Genomic DNA, 24043 nt, shown 5'->3' with positions numbered 1-24043 from the left:
AACCAAAAAGTAAATTAGGACTTTGCATGAAACTTCTGTTTATGAGATGAGTATAAAAACAATGGAAAATGAAAAAGATAGACCTACAATCGTCATTAATGATCATCCTGAACAGGCTCATATAGAACGTTTAAAGGAAAAGCTTAGATATAAACAAGCCTTAAGAGAAAATTCTAGGAAAATTGATCACAAGCATGTACGACTAAATATTCAGGCAGATGCTTTACCAACCAAAACGTATTTTATTATGAATGCCTTAGCTGCAGTGATTGCTGGTTATGGATTGTTGGCAGACTCAGCCGCAGTTGTAATAGGAGCAATGCTGGTTGCAATGATGTTGGGACCCATTTCAGGCATTGCACTAGCATTTATTGATAATCGGTGGATTCTATTACAAACCGCTCTGAAAACCCTAGCACTGGGCGTGGTGATGATTTTTAGTATTGGTGTCGTATTGGGTTTGATTAACTTCAATATGCCTTTAACCAGTGAAATTTTATCTCGAACTCAGCCGACAGTAATTGATTTGATGATTGCCTTAGCAGGCGGTGCAGCAGGGGCGTTTGCTTCAATTTCACCAAGATTGTCTGTAGCGGTGGTTGGTGTTGCTGTGGCGACTGCATTGGTTCCACCATTAGTGGCAAGTGGCATATTGTTAGCCCATGCGGAATTACGTCATTCAGCAAATGCATTTTTATTGGCTTTAACCAATATGGTTGCTATTCAGATTAGTTCTTCACTCGTGTTGTGGATTGCAGGTTTCAGACGTGGTTCAAATGAACAAGTACAAAGTAATGTTTTGGAATTTATCAAAAGAAATGCAATCAGCTTAATTTTCCTTTTGATACTCGCAATTTATTTATCTGCTAATTTCATACATATGTTGCAAAAACAAATGTATGAAACTAAATCTAAAACTGCGATTGAGCAATTACTAAATCAAAAAAATAATATTATTGACACTATTCAGTTCGAGCAGCAAAAGCAATACACCTTAATTCGAGTTGTCGTGCGAGGGGATACGGTACCTACGCTCAGTCAAATCAAGCAACTGAATCAGATGATGGCAGCAGATGATCGAAGTAATCCGACTGTCGTGCAGGTTCGATTTATTCCTGTAGAAATTATTGAAGAGCAAATTCGCTTTAATACTGAGATTTCACCCGATGAGGCGAAGCGGCTTGTCGTGCAGTGATGAACAAGTATTATCGAATACTTGATTCATCTAAATGACGTGCACCTTCCAAGATCATACGAATCATAATCATGGTTTGTTCAGCAACTTCGGTGCGCTGTTCAGCAGGTATCTCAATAACTTTTGCACCCATATTAAATACGAGTTGTGTAATCGCTTTCGCGGCAATATCAGCATGACTAATTTTGCCATTATTCATTTGTTCTAAGCGGATTAAATCTTCTTGGAGTTCTTGTTGGAAAAAATTGAGTTGGCGATCAACAGCAGCTTTGTAGGAGGTTGAACCTGTATAGCCTTCACGCAACAATAAACTTAAGTTGCCTTCATCTGCATCCAATTGCTGGATAAAGACTTCAACAGAACTGCGAATAATACTTTGTTGTTTAGAGGCTTGCAGTCGAGCTTCACGAATGATACGGCGCAATACCAAACCAGAGCGGTCTATCAATGCAATCGCAAGTTCATCAATGTCTTTGAAATGACGATAAAAGCTATTTGGTGCAATCCCTGCTTCACGGGCTATCTCACGCAGACTAAGAGAAGCGATACTTTTTTGAGGACCGATCAAGTTTAAGGTGGCTTGGAACAATTCCTCACGCGTAATCGTTGCTTTTCTACCAACCGAACGTACTTGAGATTTCATTTGGATGACATCTTGTTCATTTACTGTGTCATTGCCAAGCGGTAAAAAAGAAGAATGAACCATTGTTTTCAAAATATAAGTGAGCTAGTCAGGATTATAGCTGTTGTACAAAGACTTGTGAAATGTAAATTTTTATACGAGTGTATATACAAATATATATACACATGTATAATAATTAAAAAACGATCAGAGTTCCCGATCATGCAAGCACTCCAAAAGAGAACTTCATTATTTAATTCATTGGTTCAAAGCGTAATAGCACATCACGATGCTGATTTTTGGTTGCAAAAAGTTAATCCTTTATGGTCAATCAATCAGTCCCTAGCACGAGTCGTAAAAAAACAAGTTGTAGCAAAAGATACAGTTAGCCTTATTTTAGAATGTAATCGTCATGTAGCACGTGGACTTGCAGGGCAACACCATCCTGTGACGGTTGAAATTGCAGGTCGTCATTACGAACGGACATATAGTCTGATGCAGTTAGATGCTGATCATCTGTGCTTAACAGTCAAAAAAGTTGATCAAGGTTTGGTCAGTTCATGGTTGGTCGAAAAAAGCCAAGTTGGAGATATCCTCCGTTTGGGACAACCATATGGTGATATGCAACAGAGTATTCAGACACCAAAGTTACTTTTACTCGCTGCGGGCAGTGGTATTACACCGATGTTGAGCTTGATCGAAAGTTTGAGTCAGACCAAGCAATTGAACAAAACACCTGTACAACTTATGTACTGGGTCAAAACTCATCAGGACGCTGCATACACAGATTATTTAAAAGAGATCGCAGAAAACTTTCCAAATTTCAGTTATCAGATTTTCTATACCCAAGAACAAGATCAACGCCTAAACCAAAATCATGTCGAAACTTTGGGTGCGTTAAATGAAATTACCGTTTACGCATGTGGTCCCTCAGGATTTGCTTCAACAGCAGAATCTTTATTTGTTGAGGCTGCCGTCGTACAGACTGAGGCTTTTAGCTTAAGTCAATTTAGTGCTGAGCAAACAGATATTGGCTTCATTAATGTCACGTTGACTAAGTCCAATAAAACAGTCGCCATTCCTAAAGGTCAGTCGATTTTATCGAGCTTAGAACAGCAAGGTATCAAGCCAAATCATGGTTGTCGTATGGGAATTTGCAACAAATGTGCTTGTACTAAAGCCCAAGGTGCGACAAAGAACTTGCTGAATGGTGCTGCAAATCAAGAACCGACTCAGTTATTAAAAATTTGTGTGAATTCAGCTCAATCAGATCTTGTGATTGATCTATAAGAGAGATAAAGATTATGAACATGTCTGTTAAAGTTCAATATTTTAAAAATCCAAAAAACCGTGATTTAACTGCTGCTGAGTTAGATGCTTTTGCCCGTGAATTAGACCAAATCAAACAAGAAGTACTGAATGATTTAGGCGAGAAAGACGCGAAGTATATTCGTCGAGTTTATGCGTCTATTCGATATAGTAGTTTCTTAGGTCGTGCATTACTCTTTGCTGGATGGTTTCCACCAGCTTGGCTATTAGGTACTGGCTTATTGGGCTATGCCAAAATCATGGAAAATATGGAATTAGGTCATAATGTGATGCATGGACAATATGACTGGATGAATGATCCAAAATTTAACGGTCAAACCTACGAGTGGGATACAGTTGGGACGTCGGATAACTGGCGTCAAACTCATAATTATAAGCATCATACTTATACCAATGTTAAGGGAATGGATGATGATGTGGGTTATGGGGTATTTCGTTTATTTCCAGAACAACGTTGGACTAAATTTACTTTAATTCAACCAATTTATATCGTGCCATTTAGCCTATTGTTCCAATGGGGTGTTGCGATTCAAAATCTTGAATTAGGTAAAGTTGTCTACAAGCGTAAGACCATGGACGAGTTTAAGCAGGAATGGAAACCTGTGCAAAAGAAAATCGCGAAGCAACTGTTTAAAGATTATGTTTTCTTTCCATTGATCGCGGGTCCATCGGCGATTCCTGTTTTCACGGGTAATCTTGTTGCCAATGGTCTTCGTAATATCTGGACATTCAGTATTATTTTCTGCGGACATTTTACTAAGGATGCAGAAGTTTTCCCTAAAGCAGTTTTACAAAATGAAAGCCGCGGTCATTGGTATATGCGACAAATACGCGGTTCGTCAAATTTAACAGGATCGGAGGCTTTTCATATTTTGACGGGTCATTTGAGTCATCAAATTGAGCACCACTTATTTCCTGATATTCCAGCACGCCGTTACCGTGAAATCGCACCTAAAGTTGAAGCGGTATGTAAAAAATATGGTTTGAATTACAACAACGCAAGCTTTGTAAAGCAATTCGGCGAAGTTGTGGGACGTATCTTCAAATATGCATTACCTTTTAAAAAGTAATCTCTGATTCAAAAAAAGCCCCGATATGTTTTTATATCGGGGCTTTTTTTATTTCTTTTTAGAAATCCACATTGTAATTTTTGCGTGGAAAACTTTTTCATTGGCTTTGTCGAAAACATCGACATTGACAAGATATTCACCTGCTTTATCCCAATCATAATTTTGTTCAACAGGTGAGGCAATTGCGATCAAATCAGTTTCTGCTTTTTTCAAATATTCAACAGTCATTCCTTTAGGAATCCAACGATGTGTTGCAGGAACGGTAACTTCTGTCATTGTTCCTCCAGCAAGTTCAGCCATATTACACATCGCGATCGCGTGTACAGTTCCTATATGGTTGAGCACTGAACGTTTTTTCTTAATCGAAATTTTGCACGAATTCGGCTTTAGTTCTTCAAATAGCGGAGAAATACTACTGAAATATGGTGCTTTTAGGCAAAGCATGCGTGTAAATGTCCATTTGCCTGCGGGTAAAGCAGAAGCTTTGTTCCACAATTCTAGAGTTGAAGCCATGTTAAATTACCTTGATGAAAACAGAATTTAATTCTTTTACAGAATATAATTCTGTTTACAAGTTATGGTCAAGTCATTCACAATAGTTCCGACAATCGGTGAACTCAAATTGAATATGCAAACGGCTCAACAATTATTAGAAAGGTTGTATCCTCAACGAAGATCTTTATTAAAGCGTCAAATATTATTTGATGCGTTATCGTGTTTTTTAGAGTTTGGATTAGATGCCACTAGCATTGAGATGATTAGAGAACGTTCAGACAGCAGTGTAGGAGGGATCTATCATCATTTCAAAAATAAAGAGGGTGTAATTGCCGCTTTAATGTTTGCAGCTTTAGATGATCAATCAAGATTAAGAGATCAATACTTAGAGCAGACGCAATCTTTAAAAGAACTGATCTATAGCTTGATTTATAGTTATGTTGATTGGGTTGCTGATCAGCCAGAGTTCGCTAAATTTTTATTACTTGCACATTACAGTGTGATGAAAGGTGAACACCGTTCGGTTCTAATTGAAAAGAATAAGCTCAGAAATAAAACGCTACGCAACTACATTTCACAGTATTCTGAAGCATCTTTATTGAAATCAGCTCCAGCAGAGTTAATGATGTCTTTAGTGATTGGTGCAACAGAAAACTATTGCCGTGCTTGGTTATTTGAAAAGGTTGATACTAATCCGAAAATTTATCGGGAAATGTTGGCTAAAGCTGCATGGGATTCTTTACAAAACTTAGCTGAGATAGAGTGAAGAAAAGGCATATTACATGCCTTTTCTTGTATTTATGCCCATTCAAAAATTATTTGAATTGAATCGAACCATTAGCATTTACGATAATTTTTGACTCACCCGCAGCCATATCTTGAGCAGGAGCAGCTTCTGCCATTGCAAATTTTGCAACGCCACCACGCATCATGGGTTGAGGGAAGTAATTGCTCGTATTTAAATTTAAACTGACAAGATTATATTGTGCTTTGTTCCACGCTTGCGTGATTGATAGAGCACGCTGTTGAAAGTTTTTAGAAGCCTCAATCATTAACTCATTTTCAACTTTCTTTCGTTGCTCATCAGATACGGTAAAGTTAATAGATTGAGTTTGAAAATTTTGTTGCAGTTCACTGATTAGCTGACTTGCCGCCTTGAAGTCCTTACTTTCTAACTGGATTTCTGCACGTGCACGCCATTCTTTTAATTTATTGTTGTCATTGTCATAAATAGGATAAGTGCTTTGAGCACCCGTTTCGACTTTGACTTGAGGATATTTTCGAGAAAGAGCTTGAGCTTGATTCATCAGTTGATTGATTTGATTTGAGAGTTCTGCAGGTTGCTTATGACTCTTTTCGATGTACAGAACTGCCTGCATTTGATCATTGGCAACTTGGCGTGATGCATCTGCTTGGATATTGACGATATTATAGTTTAATTGGTTGGAATCTTGGGCAAATGCGCTTGAACTGAGAGCTGCACCTAACATCATCGAAGCGAGTGCTAAAGTACGCATAAATTTTTCCTTAAAGTGACGATTAACAAATTATTTTTACAACTTTCATATTAAAAAGAACTGATGTTGAACTTCTGCAGATTTTGTGGTGTCTTTGTAATAAATTTGAGATGTTTTGCAATGAGAAAATAAAATAAAAATATTTAAATAATAAATAGTTATGATGATGGTTTTGACCATTTATCGGCTTTGTTGCACAAACCTATCTGTAAAGGCTTTTTCAGCGATATAATTTTCAAATGAAGAAGCCTACACACAAAATCTACCGCACAACCAATTGGCCCGCATATAACCGAGCACTTATGAGTCGCGGAAATATTGCCATTTGGTTTGATCCGGCTACGCAATGGTATGCTCCATCAAAAGGCAAACAAGGGCGAAATCAAACCTACTCCGACGCAGCCATCCAATGCTGCTTAATGATTAAATCCTTATTCCGTCTGTCTTTACGTATGGTTACTGGCTTTGTGCAAAGTCTGATTAAACTTTGCGGATTAAATTGGATAGCTCCAGATTACACCACGCTTTGTAGAAGACAAAAGCATATTGATATTGTAATCAGCTACCAAAAAAGTAGCGATGGGCTGCATCTACTCATGGACTCTACAGGCATGAAGTTTCTAGGTGAGGGCGAATGGAAGCGCAAGAAACATGGACCTGAATATCGTCGCCAATGGCGTAAACTTCATATTGGTATAGATGCTAAAACCCTACAAATACGAGCAGTTCAGCTTACAACCAATAATGTCAGTGATTCACAGGTGCTTGGTGATTTACTTAATCAGATTCCACAAGATGAGCAGATTGACTCTGTTTATACCGATGGAGCTTATGACACCAAGCAATGCCGTCAGGTCATTGCAGATCGGCAAGGGCATGCGGTGATTCCACTTAGAAAAAATGCGAAACCATGGAAAGATACAAAGAGTAGCTCGCTAGAGCGAAATGAATTACTTCGAACAGTTAAGCGTTTAGGCAGGACACTATGGAAAAAATGGTCAGGCTATCATCGGCGAAGTTTGGTTGAAACTAAGATGCATTGCATCAAATTATTAGGAGATAAACTCAGTGCAAGGAGTTTTGATAGCCAAGTGAATGAGATCCATGCACGTGTAGCAGTCCTTAACAGATTTACGGAATTAGGTCGACCACTTACCCAAGTTACGCCTTAAATTTGGCTCAATTAGGGGCGCTTTGCATTTCAAATCTTTGTGCAACAAAGCCCCATTTATCTAAAAATTAATATGTAGATAAAAAAAGCATACTTTCTTTCGCTTGTCACATAGTATGATGATAATTCATCATAGTTAATTGAAAGAAACATTTTTTCAATAATATTAGATGAATGTCAGGCATAAAAAGAGTTTATTTTATTTCAAAATTAGGTATCATCTCGCACCTAGTTGAAAGATATAAAACATTTTGTCTGCACTAGATTCTAAAAAGCACCGAGTCAAACGACCGCAAGTCACCAGACTTATTTCTTTTACCCATATCAGAGATGGTAATTCGATATGAGCGTTACTTCCGTAAACCCTGCCGCTAATGCATCCAACGAATATTATTTGACTCGCCAAAGTCAGATGGAATCAAATGTTCGTAGTTATCCACGTAAATTACCGTTAGCGATAGCGAAAGCACAGGGCTGCTGGGTTACAGATGTTGAGGGTACTCAATACCTCGACTGTTTAGCTGGGGCAGGAACATTGGCTTTAGGTCATAATCATCCTGCGGTGATTCAAAGTATTCAAGATACATTGGCAAGTGGCTTGCCTTTGCATACTTTAGACTTAACGACTCCTTTAAAAGATGCTTTTACTGAAGCACTTTTGGCTTACTTGCCAGGCGGTAAAGAAGAATATTGCTTACAGTTCTGTGGACCATCTGGTGCAGATGCTACAGAAGCGGCGATTAAACTTGCTAAAACATATACTGGTCGTAGTTCTGTGATCAGTTTTTCAGGTGGATACCACGGTATGACTCATGGTTCACTGTCGATGACAGGTAACTTGAGTGCTAAAAATGCCGTGAATGGTCTTATGCCTGGCGTTCAGTTTATGCCATATCCACATGAATATCGTTGCCCACTTGGTTTAGGTGGTGAAGCGGGTGTTGATGCTTTGACTTACTTCTTTGAAAATTTCATCGAAGACGTTGAAAGTGGTGTAACGAAACCTGCTGCTGTGATTCTTGAAGCAATTCAAGGTGAAGGCGGTGTCGTAACTGCACCTGTTAAGTGGTTACAAAAAATTCGTGAAGTGACTGAAAAGCACAACATCGTTTTAATTTTGGACGAAGTTCAAGCTGGTTTTGCACGTTCAGGTAAAATGTTTGCCTTTGAACATGCCGGTATCGAGCCTGATGTTGTGGTGATGTCAAAAGCTGTAGGTGGTGGTTTACCATTAGCCGTGCTTGGTATTAAGCGTAAGTTTGATGCTTGGCAGCCAGCAGGTCACACGGGTACTTTCCGTGGCAACCAGTTGGCAATGGGTACAGGTTTAATGGTTCTAAAAACTATTTCTGAACAAAACCTTGCTCAAAATGCGCAACAGCGTGGTGACTTCTTACAAGCTGAATTCAAAAAGTTAGCTCAAGAGTTCCCATGTATTGGTAATGTCCGTGGTCGTGGTTTGATGATCGGCGTTGAAATCGTTGATGAGCGTAAACCAGCTGATCATATGGGTTCACTTCCTGCTGATGCACAATTAGCTGCGGCAATTCAAACCGCTTGTTTCAACAATAAACTTTTACTAGAGAAAGGTGGTCGTAACGGTACTGTAATTCGTTTACTTTGCCCACTTATCATCAATCAAGACGAATGTGTTGAAGTAGTTGCACGCTTCAAAAAAGCGATTGCAGAAGCTTTAAAAGCAGTACGAGGCTAATCCATGGTTGATTTTGCAGAACATCGTAAAGCGTTACTCTGCAATGATGCACAATCCATTGCTGACTATCAGTCAGCAATGGGCGAAGCGGTTAAAGCCGTTTCAGCATGGTTGCAAAATGATAAAATGTACACAGGTGGAAGCATTAAAGATTTGCGAGCAGCAATTTCTTTTAATCCATCAAAAGAAGGTTTAGGTGTACAACAATCATTACAACGTATGGTTGAGCTTTTCCTCAACAAAAGTTTAAAAGTACATCATCCACACTCACTTGCACATTTGCATTGCCCAACGATGGTGATGAGCCAAATTGCGGAAGTGTTAATCAATGCAACGAACCAATCTATGGATTCATGGGATCAAAGCCCAGCGGGTTCATTGATGGAAGTTCAGCTTATTGATTGGTTACGCCAAAAAGTGGGCTATGGCGCAGGTCAAGCAGGTGTATTCACTTCGGGTGGAACACAGTCTAACTTGATGGGTGTATTGCTTGCACGTGACTGGTGTATCTCGAAAAACTGGAAAGATGAAAATGGTAATCCATGGTCTGTTCAGCGTGATGGTATTCCTGCAGAAGCAATGAAAAACGTCAAAGTCATTTGTTCTGAAAATGCACACTTCTCTGTGCAAAAGAATATGGCAATGATGGGGATGGGCTTCCAGTCGGTCGTGACTGTTCCTGTCAATGAAAATGCGCAAATGGATGTCGATGCACTCGAAAAAACCATGGCACATCTTCAGTCTGAAGGCAAAATTGTTGCTTGTGTTGTTGCTACAGCGGGTACGACAGATGCTGGTGCAATCGATCCACTCAAGAAAATCCGTGAAATTACCAATAAATTTGGTTCTTGGATGCATATTGATGCTGCTTGGGGTGGTGCGCTGATTCTTTCTAATGATCATCGTGCAATGCTTGATGGAATTGAATTGTCAGACTCAATCACACTTGATTTCCATAAGCATTATTTCCAAAGCATTAGTTGTGGCGCTTTCTTGTTGAAAGACGAGGCTAACTATCGCTTTATGCATTATGAAGCTGAGTATTTAAACTCTGCTTATGATGAAGAGCATGGTGTACCTAACCTTGTGTCTAAATCATTGCAAACGACTCGTCGTTTTGATGCATTGAAATTGTGGATGACGGTTGAAGCATTAGGTGAAGAGCTTTATGGTTCAATGATCGACCATGGTGTGAAATTAACACGTGAAGTTGCAGACTATATCAAAGCAACCGCAGGTCTAGAATTGTTGGTTGAACCACAATTTGCTTCTGTTCTGTTCCGTGTTGTTCCAGAAGGCTATCCAACTGAGTTTATCGATAGTTTGAACCAAAATGTTGCAGATGAATTATTTGCACGTGGTGAGGCGAATATTGGTGTGACTAAAGTTGGTCAGGTTCAATCATTGAAAATGACAACTTTAAGTCCAGTTGCAACGCTTGAAAACGTTCAAAATCTTCTTGCGCTTGTGCTTGCAGAAGCTGATCGTATTAAAGATGCAATCGTTGCTGGTACTTATGTTCCTGCGATCGATTAATTGCAATTTAATTTGATATGCCAATAAAAAAGAGGTCTTTGAAAGACCTCTTTTTTATTTATAAATTTATATAAAGTAATATTAAGCTGCAAAAATGTAAGCGTCCGCTGAACACACCTTATGAATTCATCCTATAAGCCTTAATTTAGTCCCCACTTAAAAACAAGTGGGGACTAAAATTTATGACTACAAATCACCAGACATCCATCGCATCTCTTGCGAAAAAACGAAGAACATACAGTGCTGAATTTAAACAGCAGATCGTTCAGGCTTGTAAAGCACCGGACGTTTCAATTGCTTCGGTCGCTTTGCAACATGGATTGAATACAAATCTTGTATCCAAATGGATTCGCTTAATTGATGGTAAGCCAGGGAATGATCGCTCACCACTACCGAATAAACCTGCATTTATTGCCTTATCTTGCTCTGCACCATTAGATCCTACTCCTACTGACATGTTAAAGGTTCAAATTACTTTACCCCACTCAAAAGCAGAAATTGGCTTGAAATGGCAAGTATCAGAAATACCTGCCTTGGCAGAATTACTCAAGGCACTTGCAACATGATCCGCATTGATGAAATCTGGTTGTCTACTCAGCCCATGGACATGCGTGCAGGTATGGATACGACCATGGCTCAGGTGGTGAGAGCCTTTGGCTACATCAAACCGCATTGCGCCTACCTGTTCTGTAATAAACGTGGTCATCGTATGAAAGTGTTGGTACATGATGGACTGGGCATCTGGCTGTGTGCCCGGCGTTTGGAACAGGGTAAATTTCACTGGGCTCAAGTTCACCAAGGTGAAACCGTGGCCCTCAGCCCGGAACAGTTACAGGCACTGATCCAGGGTTTGCCCTGGCAGCGCATTGGACGACAGCAGGTAGTGACGATGCTCTAAACCAGGTTGGTGCATTCTGCTATTCTCCAAACGTTCTATTTCCTCTGCGTCATGACCTCAGGCATACTGCGGTCATGAATACGCTGCCTGACTTAAGCCAACTGACCCATGAACAACTGCTGGAATTCACCAGACAGTTGGCAATGCAGCATCAGTCTCTGGCACAATCAAATCAAGAATTAGAAAAATCAAACCAGCAATTAGATTCTAAAGTTCAACATCTTTCTATTCTCAATCAAAAATACGAGCATGAACTGGCGCTGTTTAAAAAGCACAAATTCGCTCAAAAGAATGAACACTTAACGGCAAAACAAATCCATCTGTGGGATGAAGCGGTTGAAGAAGATATTGCCGCGGTTGATCTAGAACTGGAACGGCTAAATGCAGATAAAACCAATGCAGCGACACACAAAGCCACAGTCAATAAACCTAAACGTCGACCACTGCCAGATCATCTACACACCATCCGTATTGAGCATGAACCTGCATCAACCCAATGTGCTTGTGGCTGCCAACTCCGTCGTATCGGCGAAGATATCAGTGAAAAACTGCATTTCAGACCGGCACAGTTCTATAAGGAACAGCATGTGCGTGGCAAATGGGTCTGTGATCAGTGTGACACCCTGACTCAGCAAGCGATGCCCGCCTATGTGATTGATAAAGGCATTGCTTCACCTGAACTGCTCAGCCATGTGCTGGTATCGAAGTATGCCGATCATTTGCCGCTGTACCGTCAGCGCCTGATCTATCAGCGGGCGGGCATTGATCTGTCCAGATCTACTTTATCTGACTGGATAGGTCGCTGCGGTGTGGAACTGGAACCTCTGGCCAATGCCTTAAAACAGGTGGTGCTGCAACAGCGGGTGATCCATGCAGATGAAACACCAGTCACCATTATGCGGATGGGTGATGATGAGAAAAAACCGAAGAAAGGTTATGTCTGGGCCTATGCCACTACACAGTACAATCCAGTTCAAGCGGTGATCTATGACTTTCAGGATAGCCGTTCAGGTCAGCATGCTGCAGAGTTCTTGAATGGCTGGCAGGGTTATCTGGTCTGTGATGATTACAGTGGTTATAAAGCACGCTTTAAATCAGGCGATGTCATTGAGGTGGGCTGCATGGCGCATGCACGTCGTAAATTCCATGAGCTACATGTGACTGGGAAAAGTCAGATCGCTGAACAGGCATTACTGATGATTCAGAAACTGTATGCGATAGAAGCCGAACTCAGGAAAAAGACCGATAGTACAGCAGAACACCGCCGCGAATACCGACAACAGCACAGCCAACCGGTGATGCAACAACTGTATGAATGGCTCAACCAACATTATCTGACGGTGCCATCGAGTTCTCCAACCGCCAAGGCCATCAATTACAGTCTGAAGCGTTGGCCAGCCTTAAGCCGCTATCTGGATGATGGCAATCTACCCATTGACAATAACTGGGCAGAGAACTCAATGCGCCCCTGGGCATTGGGCCGTAAGAACTGGTTGTTTGCAGGTTCGCTGCGCAGTGGACAGCGAGCGGCAAATATCATGACTTTAATCCAGTCAGCAAAGCTGAATGGGTTGGATCCGTATGCCTATCTCAGTGATGTGCTGAAAAGGCTGCCGACGCATAAAGCGACCCAAATAGAAGAATTACTGCCACATCGCTGGAAATCCAACTCAAATTAAAAAATAGGCATGGGGTTCAGCGGACGCTTACGCAAAAATTGGACTGAATCCCATTTTTCGCAATAGTTTTCGATACATGCTTGAACTGCGATCGGCTGGAAAATGAGCTTCCATAGAAAGATCTAATGGAAGATATTTAGGTTTTTGCGTCTCGACAATTAGTCTGTCTTCTTCAAATATAGCTAAGTTAAATTTATAAGCATCTTCAACAGGGAGATATTTATCATAATTCCGACAGATTGGAGCAAATAAGCGCGTTTGACGAGCAGATACAGGACTCGCTGCATTCATAATTACTTGCTTACTATTGTGGGGAAAATGGATCGTTAGTGTTGCAGTGAAAGGAAGACTGATTTCGAAATGTCTTAGCCATTGAAAACCTTCTTTGCCACGTTGGTCAATCCCAATTGGATAACGACCAACACTGCTGAGATAGTCTGCATCAAAACCATAATTGGTCTCGGTTGTTATGTAATCAGGAACTTCAACATTGTCAGGATCACCAAAAGTATCAGGATGTACCCAAGCAAAATGAGCCACATCAATGAAGCCTTCTAGCTGACGACCAGCAAAACAATTTAAATCTACAAATGGACAAACCAGTTGTTGAAAATTTGAATCATCCCAATAGGGCATATGTGGAATATTGGGTTTTTCATTTAATGGAGCGGTTAAGCAACACCAGATCAACCCATATTTTTCAGCAGCAGCATATGTTTTTAAATGGAAGCGATCAGATATTTTATGCTCTGGGTACGTAGGAATTCGATTGCATTTTCCATCTTCGCCAAAACGTAAACCATGATAGCGACAAACTACTCCAAGACCATCATTACGCCCTAGACTTAGAGGAACACCACGGTGAGGACAAGCATCCTTTGCAACAATAACTTGATCGGCTATTTTATAAATTACTAATGGCATATCCAATAGCATTGTAGCAGTTGGCTGTTCTGTAATATCACGTGCTAAGGCAATCGGATACCAGTGTTGGGAAAGCAAGTGCCAGTCATGCTCAGGAAAGGTCATATGGATCGGTAAATCTGGGTTAAATGTCGCAATGGCTTTGGTATTCATGATCTCAGTTTTCTATTCATTTAAAATGAATATAGATCAATACACCGTTCTAAGAAATTTCAATAAACTGAATAGATTGTTGATTTTTTTAGAACACAGTCTTTATTTAAATGTACTATTTTTTGATCATTCGATGAGTTTAAAGAAATCTAAAAACATACTTTTAAATTCAAAAATGTTGGAATTGTTTGGTTTTTAGACCATATTTGAATTAATAAAATTGTCATACTATTTTAGAGTGGGAAAAATGCTTTAAATCTTAGTCGCAATATTTTTTCAATTAATGGATGCATATTTCCTTTAAAAATCGAGCAGAGGGTGTAATAATTCAATGAAATATTGCAGCTCTGCTGAAAATAGCAATTTTTTAACAATAAAATTATTCGTTTATATAATTGATATTGATAAATATTTAATTAATTATCACACATCACATCAATTATCATCAAAGCGTCACAAAGTTGTAACCTATTTGTCATATTATCTGATCAAAATGCAGTTAACCAAAGTACAACACTTGAAGTTAAAAGAGTTGTAAATCAAATTGTATAAATGAGAGAAGACAGAATGCGCTTAAATCCACGTTATATCGCACTTGCATTAGCTGTATCTGGGGCAACTGTAGCAGGAACTGCTAACGCAGCTCGTGATACGATTCAAATTGCTGGTTCATCAACTGTATTACCTTATGCAAGTATTGTTGCAGAAGAATTTGGTAATACTTTCCCACAATTCAAAGCACCAGTTGTTGGTTCAGGCGGTTCTTCAGGTGGTTTGAAACAATTCTGTCAAGGTGTTGGCGACAACACAATTGATATCGCGAACTCTTCACGTGCTATCAAAGATACTGAAATCGCTGCATGTAAAAAAGCTGGCGTAAACCAAATCCAAGAAATCAAAATTGGTTATGACGGTATCGTATTTGCATCAAATGTAAAAAAAGCTGCGTATAAATTAAAACCTTATCACGTATTCACAGCATTATCTGCTCAATTACCTTCAAATGGTAAATTAGTTCCAAACCCATATACAACTTGGAACCAAATTGATAAATCTTTACCAAATGAGCCGATTACTTTAGTTATTCCTGCATCTAACCACGGTACTCGTGAAGTATTCCAAGAGAAAATGGTTGAAGCAGGTTGTGAAGCTTATGATTACTTCAAAAACTTAGACAAAGAAGCTCAGAAAAAAGCGTGCTCTACATTCCGTAAAGATGGTCGCGTAATCGAAATCGCTGGTGACTATACAGAAACTCTTGCTCGCTTAAAGACTTCACCAAGCGCTGTAGGTGTATTTGGTCTTGGCTTCTATGACTTGAACCGTGACAAGTTACGTGTTGCAACTGTAAACAACGTTGTTCCTTCTGAGAAGACAATTTTAAGTGGTCAGTACCCAGTTTCTCGCCCATTGTTCTTCTATGTGAAAGGCGAACACTTGAAGTCAATCAAAGGTTTACCACAATACGTAGAATACTTCTTAAACAAGAAAGTATCTGGTAAAGGCTCTAAGTTAGAAAAAGCTGGTTTGATCGCTTTGAGTGACAAAGAACGTGCAAAAATCCTTGCTGATTTTAAAGCTGGTAAAACAGTTAAATAAGTTTACTTAATAACGGAGGCTGGTGAGACTTAGGTTCATCGGCCTTTTTGTCTAGCTAAGTTTTTTCAAATGATGAAAATTGAGAAAACAGTGGAGATTACATGAATCTGCTACTTATCGGTGTGTTATTAGCCCTTGTGGCAATCGCATATCAAATCGGGCTGAGCAAAAGCCGTAACCTAGCAGGTAAGGGGAATAACTCAGTAGCACTACATTCTCGTCCTGTGTATTACGGGGCTTTGGTTGCCTTGTGGTGTGGTATTCCTGCTTTTTTAATTTTGATAATTTGGAACTTGGTTGAACCGAGTGTTTTACAACATATTATTTTTAATAATATCCCAGCATCCGTCAGTGCAACTTTAGATGAAGCAGGGCGTGATGTATTAATTGATCGTGTTCAAGCCATTGCTTCAGGTTTTGGTGTCACGGATCAAGCTGCGGCTTATGAAGTTGCTGCTGCACAACAATTAGCAAAATTTCAAACGATTGGGACTTTTGCTAAGTTAGCTGTAGTTATCAGTGTCGCGTTAGCTGGTTTAGTTTGGGCAAAGCGTAAAGTTAGTGAGCAATATCGTGCACGAAATCAGGTTGAAAAAACAATTAACGTTGCCTTGATTCTATGTTCTGGTGTTGCGATTTTAACAACTATTGGTATCGTTCTTTCGATGCTGACAGAAGCATTACATTTCTTTAAATTTGTCAGTCCTACTGATTTCTTCTTCGGTACAGAATGGAACCCAGGTTTCAGCACAACAGGAAATGCTGAAGGCAGTTATGGTATTTTGCCATTACTTTGGGGGACATTAATGGTCAGTGGTATCGCATTACTTGTTGCGGTTCCGATTGGCTTAATGATTGCAATTTACTTGGCAGAATATGCATCTCCAAAGCTGCGTGCTTGGGCAAAACCAATTATAGAAGTATTAGCAGGTATTCCTACTATTGTTTACGGTGTATTTGCACTTATGGTCATCGGACCATTCTTTAAAATGGTAGGTGAAAGTGTTGGTATCAATATCAATGCGACAAGTGCTTTGACTGCTGGCTTTGTTATGGGAATTATGATTATCCCATTCGTATCATCATTATCAGATGACATCATTACTCAAGTTCCACGTTCACTCCGTGATGGTTCTTTAGGTTTGGGTGCTACAAAATCTGAAACGATTAGACAAGTTGTTTTACCTGCTGCACTTCCTGGTATTACAGGCGCATTTTTACTTGCTGTTTCTCGTGCTGTTGGTGAGACCATGATTGTGGTACTCGCAGCAGGGAATAGTCCATTACTGCATGCAAACCCATTAGAAGCGGTTTCAACAGTGACGGTAACGATTGTAAAACAGTTAACTGGCGATACAGATTTCGCAAGTCCACAAGCATTGGTTGCATTTGCCCTAGGTTTAACGTTGTTTGTGATTACTTTGGGTCTAAACATTATTGCACTGTATATCGTGCGCAAATATCGTGAGCAATACGAATGAGTTCATCAAAGACATCTCCTTTGGATCCAAATGCGTTTGATCCTCAAGTGGCTGCTGAACAACGTGAACAGCGCAAAAAAGTTATCCAAAGCTCGTTGGCAAAACGTCATCGCAAAGAAAAAATGTTCCGTCTGGGAGGTTTTTCTGCAGTCGTGATTGGTTTGGCATTTGTTGCTTTACTATTCGGAAGTATTTTAGCGAGAGGCTTACCAGCTTTCTGGCAGAGTAGTATGACTGTTCCTGTTTATTTTGATCCTACGATCATTAATGCAGGACCGAAACCAAAACCAACTGCGGGTGAATCGCCAGCTCATTTTGAAGAGCGCTTTGTTGCTTGGCAAACTGAAATGGGTATGGTGGATTGGGATGCATTGATCGTAAATGGTATTGTTGCTAAAGACCCAGCACTTGAGTCGCAACGTGATTATTTGACTGGTATGTATACTAGCTCTGAAGCATACCGTTTACGTGATATGGTTCTTGCAAATCCAGCATTAATTGGCACTAAGCAAGAACTTAAATTCTTGGCAGATGCCAATGTCGATGTATGGTTATCTGGAAATATTGATCGTTCATTGCCTGATGATCAGCAACAACTTGATCCAGAAGTACGTCAACTCGCTGATCAGTTAGAAGCAAAAGGGATCATTGAAAGTACGTTTAATACCAACTTATTTGTTAGCCCTGACTCTCGTAGTTCTCCTGCAATCAGTGGTTTGGCTGGTGCATTCATGGGTTCATTGTTCATGATGCTCATCGTGATCGTGATCTCTATTCCAATTGGGGTTGCAAGTGCCATTTACTTGGAAGAATTTGCGCCGAAGAATATGATGACAGACATCATCGAAGTAAATATTAATAACTTGGCTGCTGTTCCTTCGATTGTGTTTGGTTTGTTAGGTGCTGCTATCTTTATCGGATGGATGCAACTGCCACTTTCAGCTCCGTTGGTGGGTGGTTTGGTTTTAAGTCTAATGACATTACCAACTGTAATCATTACTACACGTGCATCATTGAAGGCAGTACCACCATCTATCCGTCAAGCTGCATTAGGTTTAGGCGCATCGAAAGTACAAACGGTCTTCCATCATGTATTGCCACTCGCGCTTCCTGGCATTATGACGGGTTCGATTATTGGTGTAGCACATGCTTTAGGTGAAACAGCGCCATTACTTTTAATTGGTATGAGTGCCTTTGTAGCGAGTGTTCCGACAACGCCTCTTGATCAAGCAACAGCATTGCCTGTACAAGTATATTTGTGGCAAGGTAATGAACTACGTAACTTCTTTGAAGGACGTACAGCAGCAGCGATTATTGTGCTTTTGGCATTGATGATTGGTTTAAACAGCCTTGCTATTTGGCTACGTAAGAAATTTGAAGTGCGTTGGTAATTGAGGAGAGTACAATGAATACGATTGAAATTATGAACGCATTAGAAAAGGATAAGTCAGTGAATCCACAGCAAACAGAATCGAATTCATCTGAAGCACAAGTTCAGCAATCTAATACTGCTTTTGTTTCTCAGTTTGAAACGGCTTCATCAAATAAAAAGCCTAAAAGCAATGAAGTAAAAATCACGACCAAAGATGTTCATGTTTACTATGGTGAAACTGAAGCGATTAAAGGTATTGATCTTGATATCTATCAAAATGAAGTGATTGCTTTTATTGGTCCATCAGGGTGTGGTAAATCGACTTTCTTGCGTACTTTGAATCGCATGAATGATACGATTGATACTTGTCGCGTAACAGGTAAAGTCACTCTAGATAACCAAGATATTTATGATCCAAATCTTGATGTGGTTCTACTACGTGCGCAAGTTGGTATGGTATTCCAAAAACCGAATCCATTTCCTAAATCAATTTTCGATAACGTAGCTTATGGTCCTAAGCTACATGGCTTAGCTCGCGATAAATACGATTTGGAAGAAATCGTTGAAAACAGTTTACGTAAAGCTGGTCTGTGGGAAGAAGTGAAAGATCGTTTGAGTCAGCCAGGAACAGGTTTGTCAGGTGGTCAGCAACAACGCTTATGTATTGCACGTACAATCGCAGTAAGCCCTGAAGTGATTTTAATGGATGAGCCATGTTCAGCGCTTGATCCAATTGCAACAGCGAAGATAGAAGAATTAATTTCTGAACTTTCAGAACAATATACGATTGCCATTGTAACGCACTCAATGCAACAAGCAGCTCGTGTATCTGATCGTACTGCTTACTTCCATTTAGGTGATTTGATCGAAGTGAACTCAACTGAGAAAGTATTTACTCAGCCAGATCATCAATTAACTGAAGCATATATTACAGGTCGTTTCGGTTGATATTTTTACAGTGAAAAGAAGAGCCTTCGGGCTCTTTTTTTGTATAGGCAGATGAAAAAGAATCTATTTTTCAAAATCACTATTGAATTTTAACTCAACTGACCACATCTTAGACGGATAAAAGCCGAACTTAAGAGCACTTATTTTATGTTATTCCATTTACCTAAATTTCCTGCTGAGATTCGTATAAGTCATTTAAATGCGCGCGTGAATGAGCAAAGAAAAAGAATTGCGCAAACAACAGCATCTCGTTTGGAACTTTTACAACTGGTGCAACAGCTTGCAAAAGAAGCGAAAATTCGTAAAAAAAATGATCAGAAAATTTATGTGCTCGATTTCAAAGGTGATGTACAAGCCTCTGCTGTAGATACGATTCGTGAGGAAATTACCCTTATTCTAGCAACCGCAAAAGCAGGGCACGACCGCGTTGTAGTTCGTTTAGAAAGTCCTGGTGGAATGGTACACGGTTATGGTTTGGCTGCTGCTCAGTTAGTTCGTTTACGTGATGCGGGTTTTAATGTGACGATCTGTGTAGACAAAGTAGCTGCAAGCGGTGGCTATATGATGGCTTGTATTGCCAATGAAATCATTACAGCACCATTTGCTGTGGTCGGTTCAATTGGTGTGGTTGCACAGGTTCCAAACTTCAACCGTCTTTTAAAACAACATAACGTTGATTTTGAATTGTATACGGCTGGTGAGTATAAACGTACTGTGACAATGTTCGGAGAAAATACACCTGAAGGCAAGGCGAAATTTGAAGAAGAATTGCAACAAACGCATTCTTTATTCAAGCACTTTGTTGAAAAATATCGTCCTCAATTAGATATTTCAAAAGTGGCAACAGGTGAGCATTGGTATGGTGAAGATGCTCTCGCATTAAATTTGGTGGATAAGTTACAGACTTCGGATGAGTATTTACTTAGCTTGTTACCAAAACATGATGTATACGTGATCAATACTCGCAAACGCCCGACATTTGGTGAGAAACTTGGATTACAAGCAGCGCAAATGGCAGAAAGTTTAATTCCAGCAGTACTTGGGAAAATGACTGATACTCTAGTAAAAGCAAACAATACGCTCGTTCAAATGCGCGATCCTAAATTCTAAGTTAACAAAGAAATCTTTAAACCAGCTTCGGCTGGTTTTTTGTTTTATGACATCTGATTTTAATTGATGGTCAATTAAATAAAATGACAAAACTCAGCTTTGAATAGATTATTCTAAATGATTGCATTTGATATTTTAACGAACAGATTAAGTGCTTAATTATTCATTAATCTAAAGTTTTTAAAATAAAATTGATCAGTGGGTATAATAATGACAAGAGTTATCGTTTCTTCAAAGACGAGCCTAAACATTTTACAAGATGGACAAATCAAGGATGTCATATTAAGTCAGCCATCTATTATTCAATTAGGTATCAACCAAGAGAGTATAAAATCCATCATCAAGCAAGGCGATGATTTAGTCATTACTTTAAAAAATGGCGAGAAAATAATCATTCGTGATTTTTACAATGAAATGAATGCCAGTGAGCATACATTGGCGCTTAGCAATGATGATGGTAGCTACTCGATTGCCGAATTTGATGATTCGGGCAAATTTGTTCGTTACACATCATCAAGTCAAGCTGTACCTCAAGTTTCGACAGAGTTACCTACACAAGTCTCTTCAGTATCAGAACCCGCAGATGATCTTGGGATCACTAAATCGCAATTGATTAAAGGCGGACTGATAGCTCTGGCTGCTGAAGGTCTTTATTTGTTGGCAGTGAATGATGATGACGACAATAATAATGATAAAAATGATTCGACGGATATGATTGCTCCGATAACACCAACGGCAGTACTCAGTTCGGATACACAAACGATTACAGGTAAAACTGAAGCCAAAGCAAAAATTGAGATTAAAGACTCAACAGGAAAAGTCATTGCCACTGGTCTAGCGGATCAGGATGGAAACTATACAGTAAAACTAAACGAACCTTTAGTGAATGGAAGCAAAGTGGCTGTCTCTGCAATTGATAGTGCTGGTAATGTTTCGAAATCAACAGTTGTGACTGGAACTAAAGATACAATTGCACCTGATTCACCTTTGGCACAGCTTAATCAAGATGGCACTATTGTGACAGGCAAAGCTGAAGCAAATGCAAAAATAGAAGTTAAAAGTGCAGATGGTCAAACAACTATTGGCTCTGGAACAGTTGGTGCGGATGGTAAGTTCAGTCTGAGTTTGTCACCTGCTTTAACAGATAAAAATATTGCCAAAATTTATATTATCGATTCTTCAGGAAATCGTTCTGAACCTACAGATATATTTGGTGCTAAAGATACAATTGCACCGACTAAGCCTCTGCTACAAACGGTAATGGATGATATTGGCGCAGTTAAAGGCGCTGTTAGTTCAGGTGGAAGTACCGATGATACCAAGCCAACATTATCAGGAATTGGTGAAGCAAAAGCAGTACTCACAATATTTGATAATGGCTATCCGATTGGGACTGTTACAGTTGGAGATAATGGTAAATGGAGTTACACCGTAACGAATGATTTAGTTTTAGGCTCACACAAAATTACTTTAACTCAAACAGATGTAGCTGGTAATACCAGTGAACTCAGTGATGCCTTTAATTTCACAATTGTAGCTCCAGCTCAACCTAGTGCGCTGATGTTGAGTGATTCCTTAATCATTGAGGAGGTTCAAACTTCTTTTGTGGACTCTGTTAATTTAGATCGTCTTTTAAGAGCTCCAAACATATCGGATAGCTTTGTAGATGAGGAACAATTATCAATTCCGCTAGAGCATTTATTAAGTGCAGAAAAGTTGGAAACAGATGTGATAGATCAATTATTAAATGAGTTTGATCAGAATCTTGTGAGTCAAAACTCGCTATTAGGCACTGTGGAGACGATTTCTGTGCAAACTGACTTAGCTGAGACATCTTTCAAAGAATTATTCAATGATTTAGATGTCTCTTCAAATTGGATGTTCTAAACATGGGGAAAACTCTTATTTGTTCTGAATAAGAGTTTTTTCTTTATATAGATATAGTAAACCAATCAAAATCGAACCAAGAGTTGCTAGAAACATATCTTTATGTGCATCCCAAATATCTCCTTGTTGCCCATTGTAATTTTCGGCATCTTCTGGCGATAAACCGATTGCGATCCACCATTCAATCAACTCATAGACTAAACTCGATGCCATGACAAATTGGACAACTAATAAAAATATTGCAACGGGTTTAGATTTGGGAAAGAAGAACTCAAAACAGCGGTAGAAGAATGGGTAGAGTAGTAGCCCATAAGCGAAATGTACAAAACGATCATACATGTTTCTCGACCATCCCATTGTTTGATTCAAATCAATATGGAATAGCGTTTGAAACCACTCATTGTAAGGTACGTATGAATATAAATAGTGTGCACCAACAATATGAATGAATAAAAAAGCAAGGTATAAGCAAAAACTATAGAAATCGATACCAATTTTCTTAATTGCAATAATTAATGCAATCAACATGAGTACCGTGCCAGCTTGATGCAACAGATACGATTCAAACTCAAGTGGGCGAATACTAGCGATGATGACTGCGAGGCATATAAAACCGAAGGCAATATAATGTTTTAAAGTTATTTGTTGTTCTATCATGCGAAGCGATCCAATTCGCTATCAAGCCCCGCTAGTATCCTCATGATTATTGGTTACTATTACAGGCTCAGTTCTAGGTGCAACACCACCAAGTGCTTGACATGCTTGTTTATAAAGTTGATATTTTTGTTGTACTACTTCATCGAGTGGTATGTCAAAGAGATCTTCGCCATTTTTGTATTGCTCAACATATGTTGATGCTTTTGACTTGTTTGCAGCCAAAGTTTGCTGATGAAAATTGGTAATTGATGAGGTTGCAATTTGGTTGGTTTCAATATTATTACATTCAAAACTCTGCAAAACTTTTTCTGCACGTTTCACTTCATTGGATTGACCAAAGATACAACCTGTTAAATTCAAGATTATCGTTAACAAGATAAAACGTTTCATAATTTTTTGGAGTTGAATTAGATGATGAGATTGGGGGTATTGTATATAGAATTCAATCTATAAATTAATAGTTTATGTCAGACACAAATGAAATTAAATAATCTTTTTGGACATCATTAGCAATTTCTACATTCCGAAATTCACTTAGACGTATACTTGATTCTATAAAATTGGGTTTGAGGACTTGTTGAATTGTTATTTGCCAAATCCGTTGATTACTATCACATACTTTTAAACTCTATGTTGCTTATGCTCAAGAAACTTTTATTGAATGCTATGTTAGCTAGACGTCTATG

22 protein-coding genes are annotated in these 24043 nt (G+C 39.3%); 16 read left to right on the top strand and 6 right to left on the bottom strand.

Annotation, left to right across the window (positions count from 1 at the left end; translation table 11 throughout):
- Positions 1 to 61 precede the first annotated feature (61 nt).
- The gene (locus Q9Q86_RS08070; protein WP_112986981.1) at positions 62 to 1195 is read left to right on the top strand and encodes a TIGR00341 family protein; all 1134 of its coding nucleotides are present in this window, start codon (positions 62 to 64) and stop codon (positions 1193 to 1195) included.
- A gap of 10 nt (positions 1196 to 1205) precedes the next feature.
- Here Q9Q86_RS08070 and fabR read toward each other — a convergent pair whose 3' ends face one another.
- Positions 1206 to 1901 carry an HTH-type transcriptional repressor FabR gene (fabR, locus tag Q9Q86_RS08065; RefSeq protein ID WP_004912559.1) on the bottom strand — a complete coding sequence of 232 codons (696 nt, stop codon included), beginning with the start codon at positions 1899 to 1901 and terminating at the stop codon, positions 1206 to 1208.
- A gap of 138 nt (positions 1902 to 2039) precedes the next feature.
- Between fabR and Q9Q86_RS08060 the strand changes: the two genes are divergently transcribed.
- Positions 2040 to 3107, top strand: a complete 1068-nt coding sequence (locus Q9Q86_RS08060) for a ferredoxin reductase (protein ID WP_112986982.1) — start codon at positions 2040 to 2042, stop codon at positions 3105 to 3107.
- A gap of 14 nt (positions 3108 to 3121) precedes the next feature.
- Positions 3122 to 4216 (top strand): acyl-CoA desaturase, encoded by a 1095-nt coding sequence (locus Q9Q86_RS08055; RefSeq protein ID WP_112986983.1) that lies wholly within the window; start codon positions 3122 to 3124, stop codon positions 4214 to 4216.
- 48 nt (positions 4217 to 4264) lie between these two features.
- Here the strand turns inward: Q9Q86_RS08055 and Q9Q86_RS08050 are convergent, their stop codons facing one another.
- A complete protein-coding gene (locus Q9Q86_RS08050; RefSeq protein ID WP_004912553.1) occupies positions 4265 to 4729 on the bottom strand; it encodes a hotdog fold domain-containing protein in 465 nt (154 codons plus the stop codon).
- A gap of 115 nt (positions 4730 to 4844) precedes the next feature.
- Between Q9Q86_RS08050 and Q9Q86_RS08045 the strand changes: the two genes are divergently transcribed.
- Entirely contained in the window at positions 4845 to 5477 is a 633-nt protein-coding gene (locus tag Q9Q86_RS08045; protein WP_112986984.1) for a TetR/AcrR family transcriptional regulator, read from the top strand.
- A gap of 49 nt (positions 5478 to 5526) precedes the next feature.
- Here the strand turns inward: Q9Q86_RS08045 and Q9Q86_RS08040 are convergent, their stop codons facing one another.
- Complete coding sequence (locus Q9Q86_RS08040; protein ID WP_042891121.1) at positions 5527 to 6228, bottom strand: SIMPL domain-containing protein; 702 nt, start codon at positions 6226 to 6228, stop codon at positions 5527 to 5529.
- A gap of 239 nt (positions 6229 to 6467) precedes the next feature.
- On the opposite strand from Q9Q86_RS08040, the gene Q9Q86_RS08035 reads away from it, so the two are divergent.
- From Q9Q86_RS08035 to Q9Q86_RS08010, 6 genes are all read left to right on the top strand, one after another.
- Positions 6468 to 7400 (top strand): IS5 family transposase, encoded by a 933-nt coding sequence (locus tag Q9Q86_RS08035; protein WP_075696753.1) that lies wholly within the window; start codon positions 6468 to 6470, stop codon positions 7398 to 7400.
- Positions 7401 to 7742: 342 nt separating this feature from the next.
- Positions 7743 to 9113: a diaminobutyrate--2-oxoglutarate transaminase gene (locus Q9Q86_RS08030; RefSeq protein WP_042891120.1), complete on the top strand. Its 1371-nt coding sequence runs from the start codon at positions 7743 to 7745 to the stop codon at positions 9111 to 9113.
- Between the two features lie 3 nt (positions 9114 to 9116).
- Positions 9117 to 10649: an aspartate aminotransferase family protein gene (locus tag Q9Q86_RS08025; protein ID WP_005402276.1), complete on the top strand. Its 1533-nt coding sequence runs from the start codon at positions 9117 to 9119 to the stop codon at positions 10647 to 10649.
- Positions 10650 to 10831: 182 nt separating this feature from the next.
- The gene (locus tag Q9Q86_RS08020; RefSeq protein ID WP_148699016.1) at positions 10832 to 11215 is read left to right on the top strand and encodes a transposase; all 384 of its coding nucleotides are present in this window, start codon (positions 10832 to 10834) and stop codon (positions 11213 to 11215) included.
- Positions 11216 to 11235: 20 nt separating this feature from the next.
- Complete coding sequence (tnpB, locus tag Q9Q86_RS08015; protein WP_158319084.1) at positions 11236 to 11547, top strand: IS66 family insertion sequence element accessory protein TnpB; 312 nt, start codon at positions 11236 to 11238, stop codon at positions 11545 to 11547.
- 74 nt (positions 11548 to 11621) lie between these two features.
- Positions 11622 to 13226 carry an IS66 family transposase gene (locus Q9Q86_RS08010; protein ID WP_305155932.1) on the top strand — a complete coding sequence of 535 codons (1605 nt, stop codon included), beginning with the start codon at positions 11622 to 11624 and terminating at the stop codon, positions 13224 to 13226.
- Between the two features lie 27 nt (positions 13227 to 13253).
- Here Q9Q86_RS08010 and Q9Q86_RS08005 read toward each other — a convergent pair whose 3' ends face one another.
- The gene (locus Q9Q86_RS08005; RefSeq protein ID WP_112987189.1) at positions 13254 to 14303 is read right to left on the bottom strand and encodes an aromatic ring-hydroxylating dioxygenase subunit alpha; all 1050 of its coding nucleotides are present in this window, start codon (positions 14301 to 14303) and stop codon (positions 13254 to 13256) included.
- Between the two features lie 567 nt (positions 14304 to 14870).
- On the opposite strand from Q9Q86_RS08005, the gene Q9Q86_RS08000 reads away from it, so the two are divergent.
- The 6 genes from Q9Q86_RS08000 (at position 14871) to Q9Q86_RS07975 (ending at position 22700) form a co-directional block, all read left to right on the top strand.
- Entirely contained in the window at positions 14871 to 15902 is a 1032-nt protein-coding gene (locus Q9Q86_RS08000) for a substrate-binding domain-containing protein (RefSeq protein ID WP_004963196.1), read from the top strand.
- 101 nt (positions 15903 to 16003) lie between these two features.
- The gene (gene pstC / locus Q9Q86_RS07995; RefSeq protein ID WP_004912533.1) at positions 16004 to 17383 is read left to right on the top strand and encodes a phosphate ABC transporter permease subunit PstC; all 1380 of its coding nucleotides are present in this window, start codon (positions 16004 to 16006) and stop codon (positions 17381 to 17383) included.
- Complete coding sequence (pstA, locus tag Q9Q86_RS07990; protein ID WP_112987191.1) at positions 17380 to 18774, top strand: phosphate ABC transporter permease PstA; 1395 nt, start codon at positions 17380 to 17382, stop codon at positions 18772 to 18774. The genes pstC and pstA overlap by 4 nt, the downstream gene beginning before the upstream one ends.
- A 14-nt stretch (positions 18775 to 18788) precedes the next feature.
- Complete coding sequence (gene pstB / locus Q9Q86_RS07985) at positions 18789 to 19703, top strand: phosphate ABC transporter ATP-binding protein PstB (RefSeq protein ID WP_112987192.1); 915 nt, start codon at positions 18789 to 18791, stop codon at positions 19701 to 19703.
- 147 nt (positions 19704 to 19850) lie between these two features.
- Positions 19851 to 20813 (top strand): protease SohB, encoded by a 963-nt coding sequence (sohB, locus tag Q9Q86_RS07980; RefSeq protein WP_004912525.1) that lies wholly within the window; start codon positions 19851 to 19853, stop codon positions 20811 to 20813.
- 210 nt (positions 20814 to 21023) lie between these two features.
- Positions 21024 to 22700: an Ig-like domain-containing protein gene (locus Q9Q86_RS07975; RefSeq protein ID WP_039048251.1), complete on the top strand. Its 1677-nt coding sequence runs from the start codon at positions 21024 to 21026 to the stop codon at positions 22698 to 22700.
- A 15-nt stretch (positions 22701 to 22715) separates the two neighbouring features.
- On the opposite strand, the gene Q9Q86_RS07970 is transcribed toward Q9Q86_RS07975, so the two are convergent.
- Together Q9Q86_RS07970 and Q9Q86_RS07965 are read right to left on the bottom strand one after the other, a co-directional pair.
- On the bottom strand, positions 22716 to 23357 hold the full coding sequence (locus Q9Q86_RS07970) for a DUF2238 domain-containing protein (protein WP_112987193.1): 642 nt from the start codon (positions 23355 to 23357) through the stop codon (positions 22716 to 22718).
- A 21-nt stretch (positions 23358 to 23378) separates the two neighbouring features.
- Entirely contained in the window at positions 23379 to 23747 is a 369-nt protein-coding gene (locus Q9Q86_RS07965) for a hypothetical protein (protein ID WP_004963179.1), read from the bottom strand.
- Positions 23748 to 24043: the final 296 nt, after the last annotated feature.

The sequence above is a fragment of the Acinetobacter sp. A22 genome (genome assembly GCF_030913345.1).
In the GTDB taxonomy this organism is placed as follows: domain Bacteria; phylum Pseudomonadota; class Gammaproteobacteria; order Pseudomonadales; family Moraxellaceae; genus Acinetobacter; species Acinetobacter junii.
This window is presented reverse-complemented; position numbering and strand designations above follow the sequence as displayed.

Coding starts and splice junctions, on each gene's coding strand:
- Q9Q86_RS08070 (WP_112986981.1), top strand. CDS start 62: ATGGAAAATGAAAAAGATAGACCTACAATCGTCATTAATGATCATCCT.
- fabR (WP_004912559.1), bottom strand. CDS start 1,901: ATGGTTCATTCTTCTTTTTTACCGCTTGGCAATGACACAGTAAATGAA.
- Q9Q86_RS08060 (WP_112986982.1), top strand. CDS start 2,040: ATGCAAGCACTCCAAAAGAGAACTTCATTATTTAATTCATTGGTTCAA.
- Q9Q86_RS08055 (WP_112986983.1), top strand. CDS start 3,122: ATGAACATGTCTGTTAAAGTTCAATATTTTAAAAATCCAAAAAACCGT.
- Q9Q86_RS08050 (WP_004912553.1), bottom strand. CDS start 4,729: ATGGCTTCAACTCTAGAATTGTGGAACAAAGCTTCTGCTTTACCCGCA.
- Q9Q86_RS08045 (WP_112986984.1), top strand. CDS start 4,845: ATGCAAACGGCTCAACAATTATTAGAAAGGTTGTATCCTCAACGAAGA.
- Q9Q86_RS08040 (WP_042891121.1), bottom strand. CDS start 6,228: ATGCGTACTTTAGCACTCGCTTCGATGATGTTAGGTGCAGCTCTCAGT.
- Q9Q86_RS08035 (WP_075696753.1), top strand. CDS start 6,468: ATGAAGAAGCCTACACACAAAATCTACCGCACAACCAATTGGCCCGCA.
- Q9Q86_RS08030 (WP_042891120.1), top strand. CDS start 7,743: ATGAGCGTTACTTCCGTAAACCCTGCCGCTAATGCATCCAACGAATAT.
- Q9Q86_RS08025 (WP_005402276.1), top strand. CDS start 9,117: ATGGTTGATTTTGCAGAACATCGTAAAGCGTTACTCTGCAATGATGCA.
- Q9Q86_RS08020 (WP_148699016.1), top strand. CDS start 10,832: ATGACTACAAATCACCAGACATCCATCGCATCTCTTGCGAAAAAACGA.
- Q9Q86_RS08010 (WP_305155932.1), top strand. CDS start 11,622: ATGAATACGCTGCCTGACTTAAGCCAACTGACCCATGAACAACTGCTG.
- Q9Q86_RS08005 (WP_112987189.1), bottom strand. CDS start 14,303: ATGAATACCAAAGCCATTGCGACATTTAACCCAGATTTACCGATCCAT.
- Q9Q86_RS08000 (WP_004963196.1), top strand. CDS start 14,871: ATGCGCTTAAATCCACGTTATATCGCACTTGCATTAGCTGTATCTGGG.
- pstC (WP_004912533.1), top strand. CDS start 16,004: ATGAATCTGCTACTTATCGGTGTGTTATTAGCCCTTGTGGCAATCGCA.
- pstA (WP_112987191.1), top strand. CDS start 17,380: ATGAGTTCATCAAAGACATCTCCTTTGGATCCAAATGCGTTTGATCCT.
- pstB (WP_112987192.1), top strand. CDS start 18,789: ATGAATACGATTGAAATTATGAACGCATTAGAAAAGGATAAGTCAGTG.
- sohB (WP_004912525.1), top strand. CDS start 19,851: ATGTTATTCCATTTACCTAAATTTCCTGCTGAGATTCGTATAAGTCAT.
- Q9Q86_RS07975 (WP_039048251.1), top strand. CDS start 21,024: ATGACAAGAGTTATCGTTTCTTCAAAGACGAGCCTAAACATTTTACAA.
- Q9Q86_RS07970 (WP_112987193.1), bottom strand. CDS start 23,357: ATGATAGAACAACAAATAACTTTAAAACATTATATTGCCTTCGGTTTT.
- Q9Q86_RS07965 (WP_004963179.1), bottom strand. CDS start 23,747: ATGAAACGTTTTATCTTGTTAACGATAATCTTGAATTTAACAGGTTGT.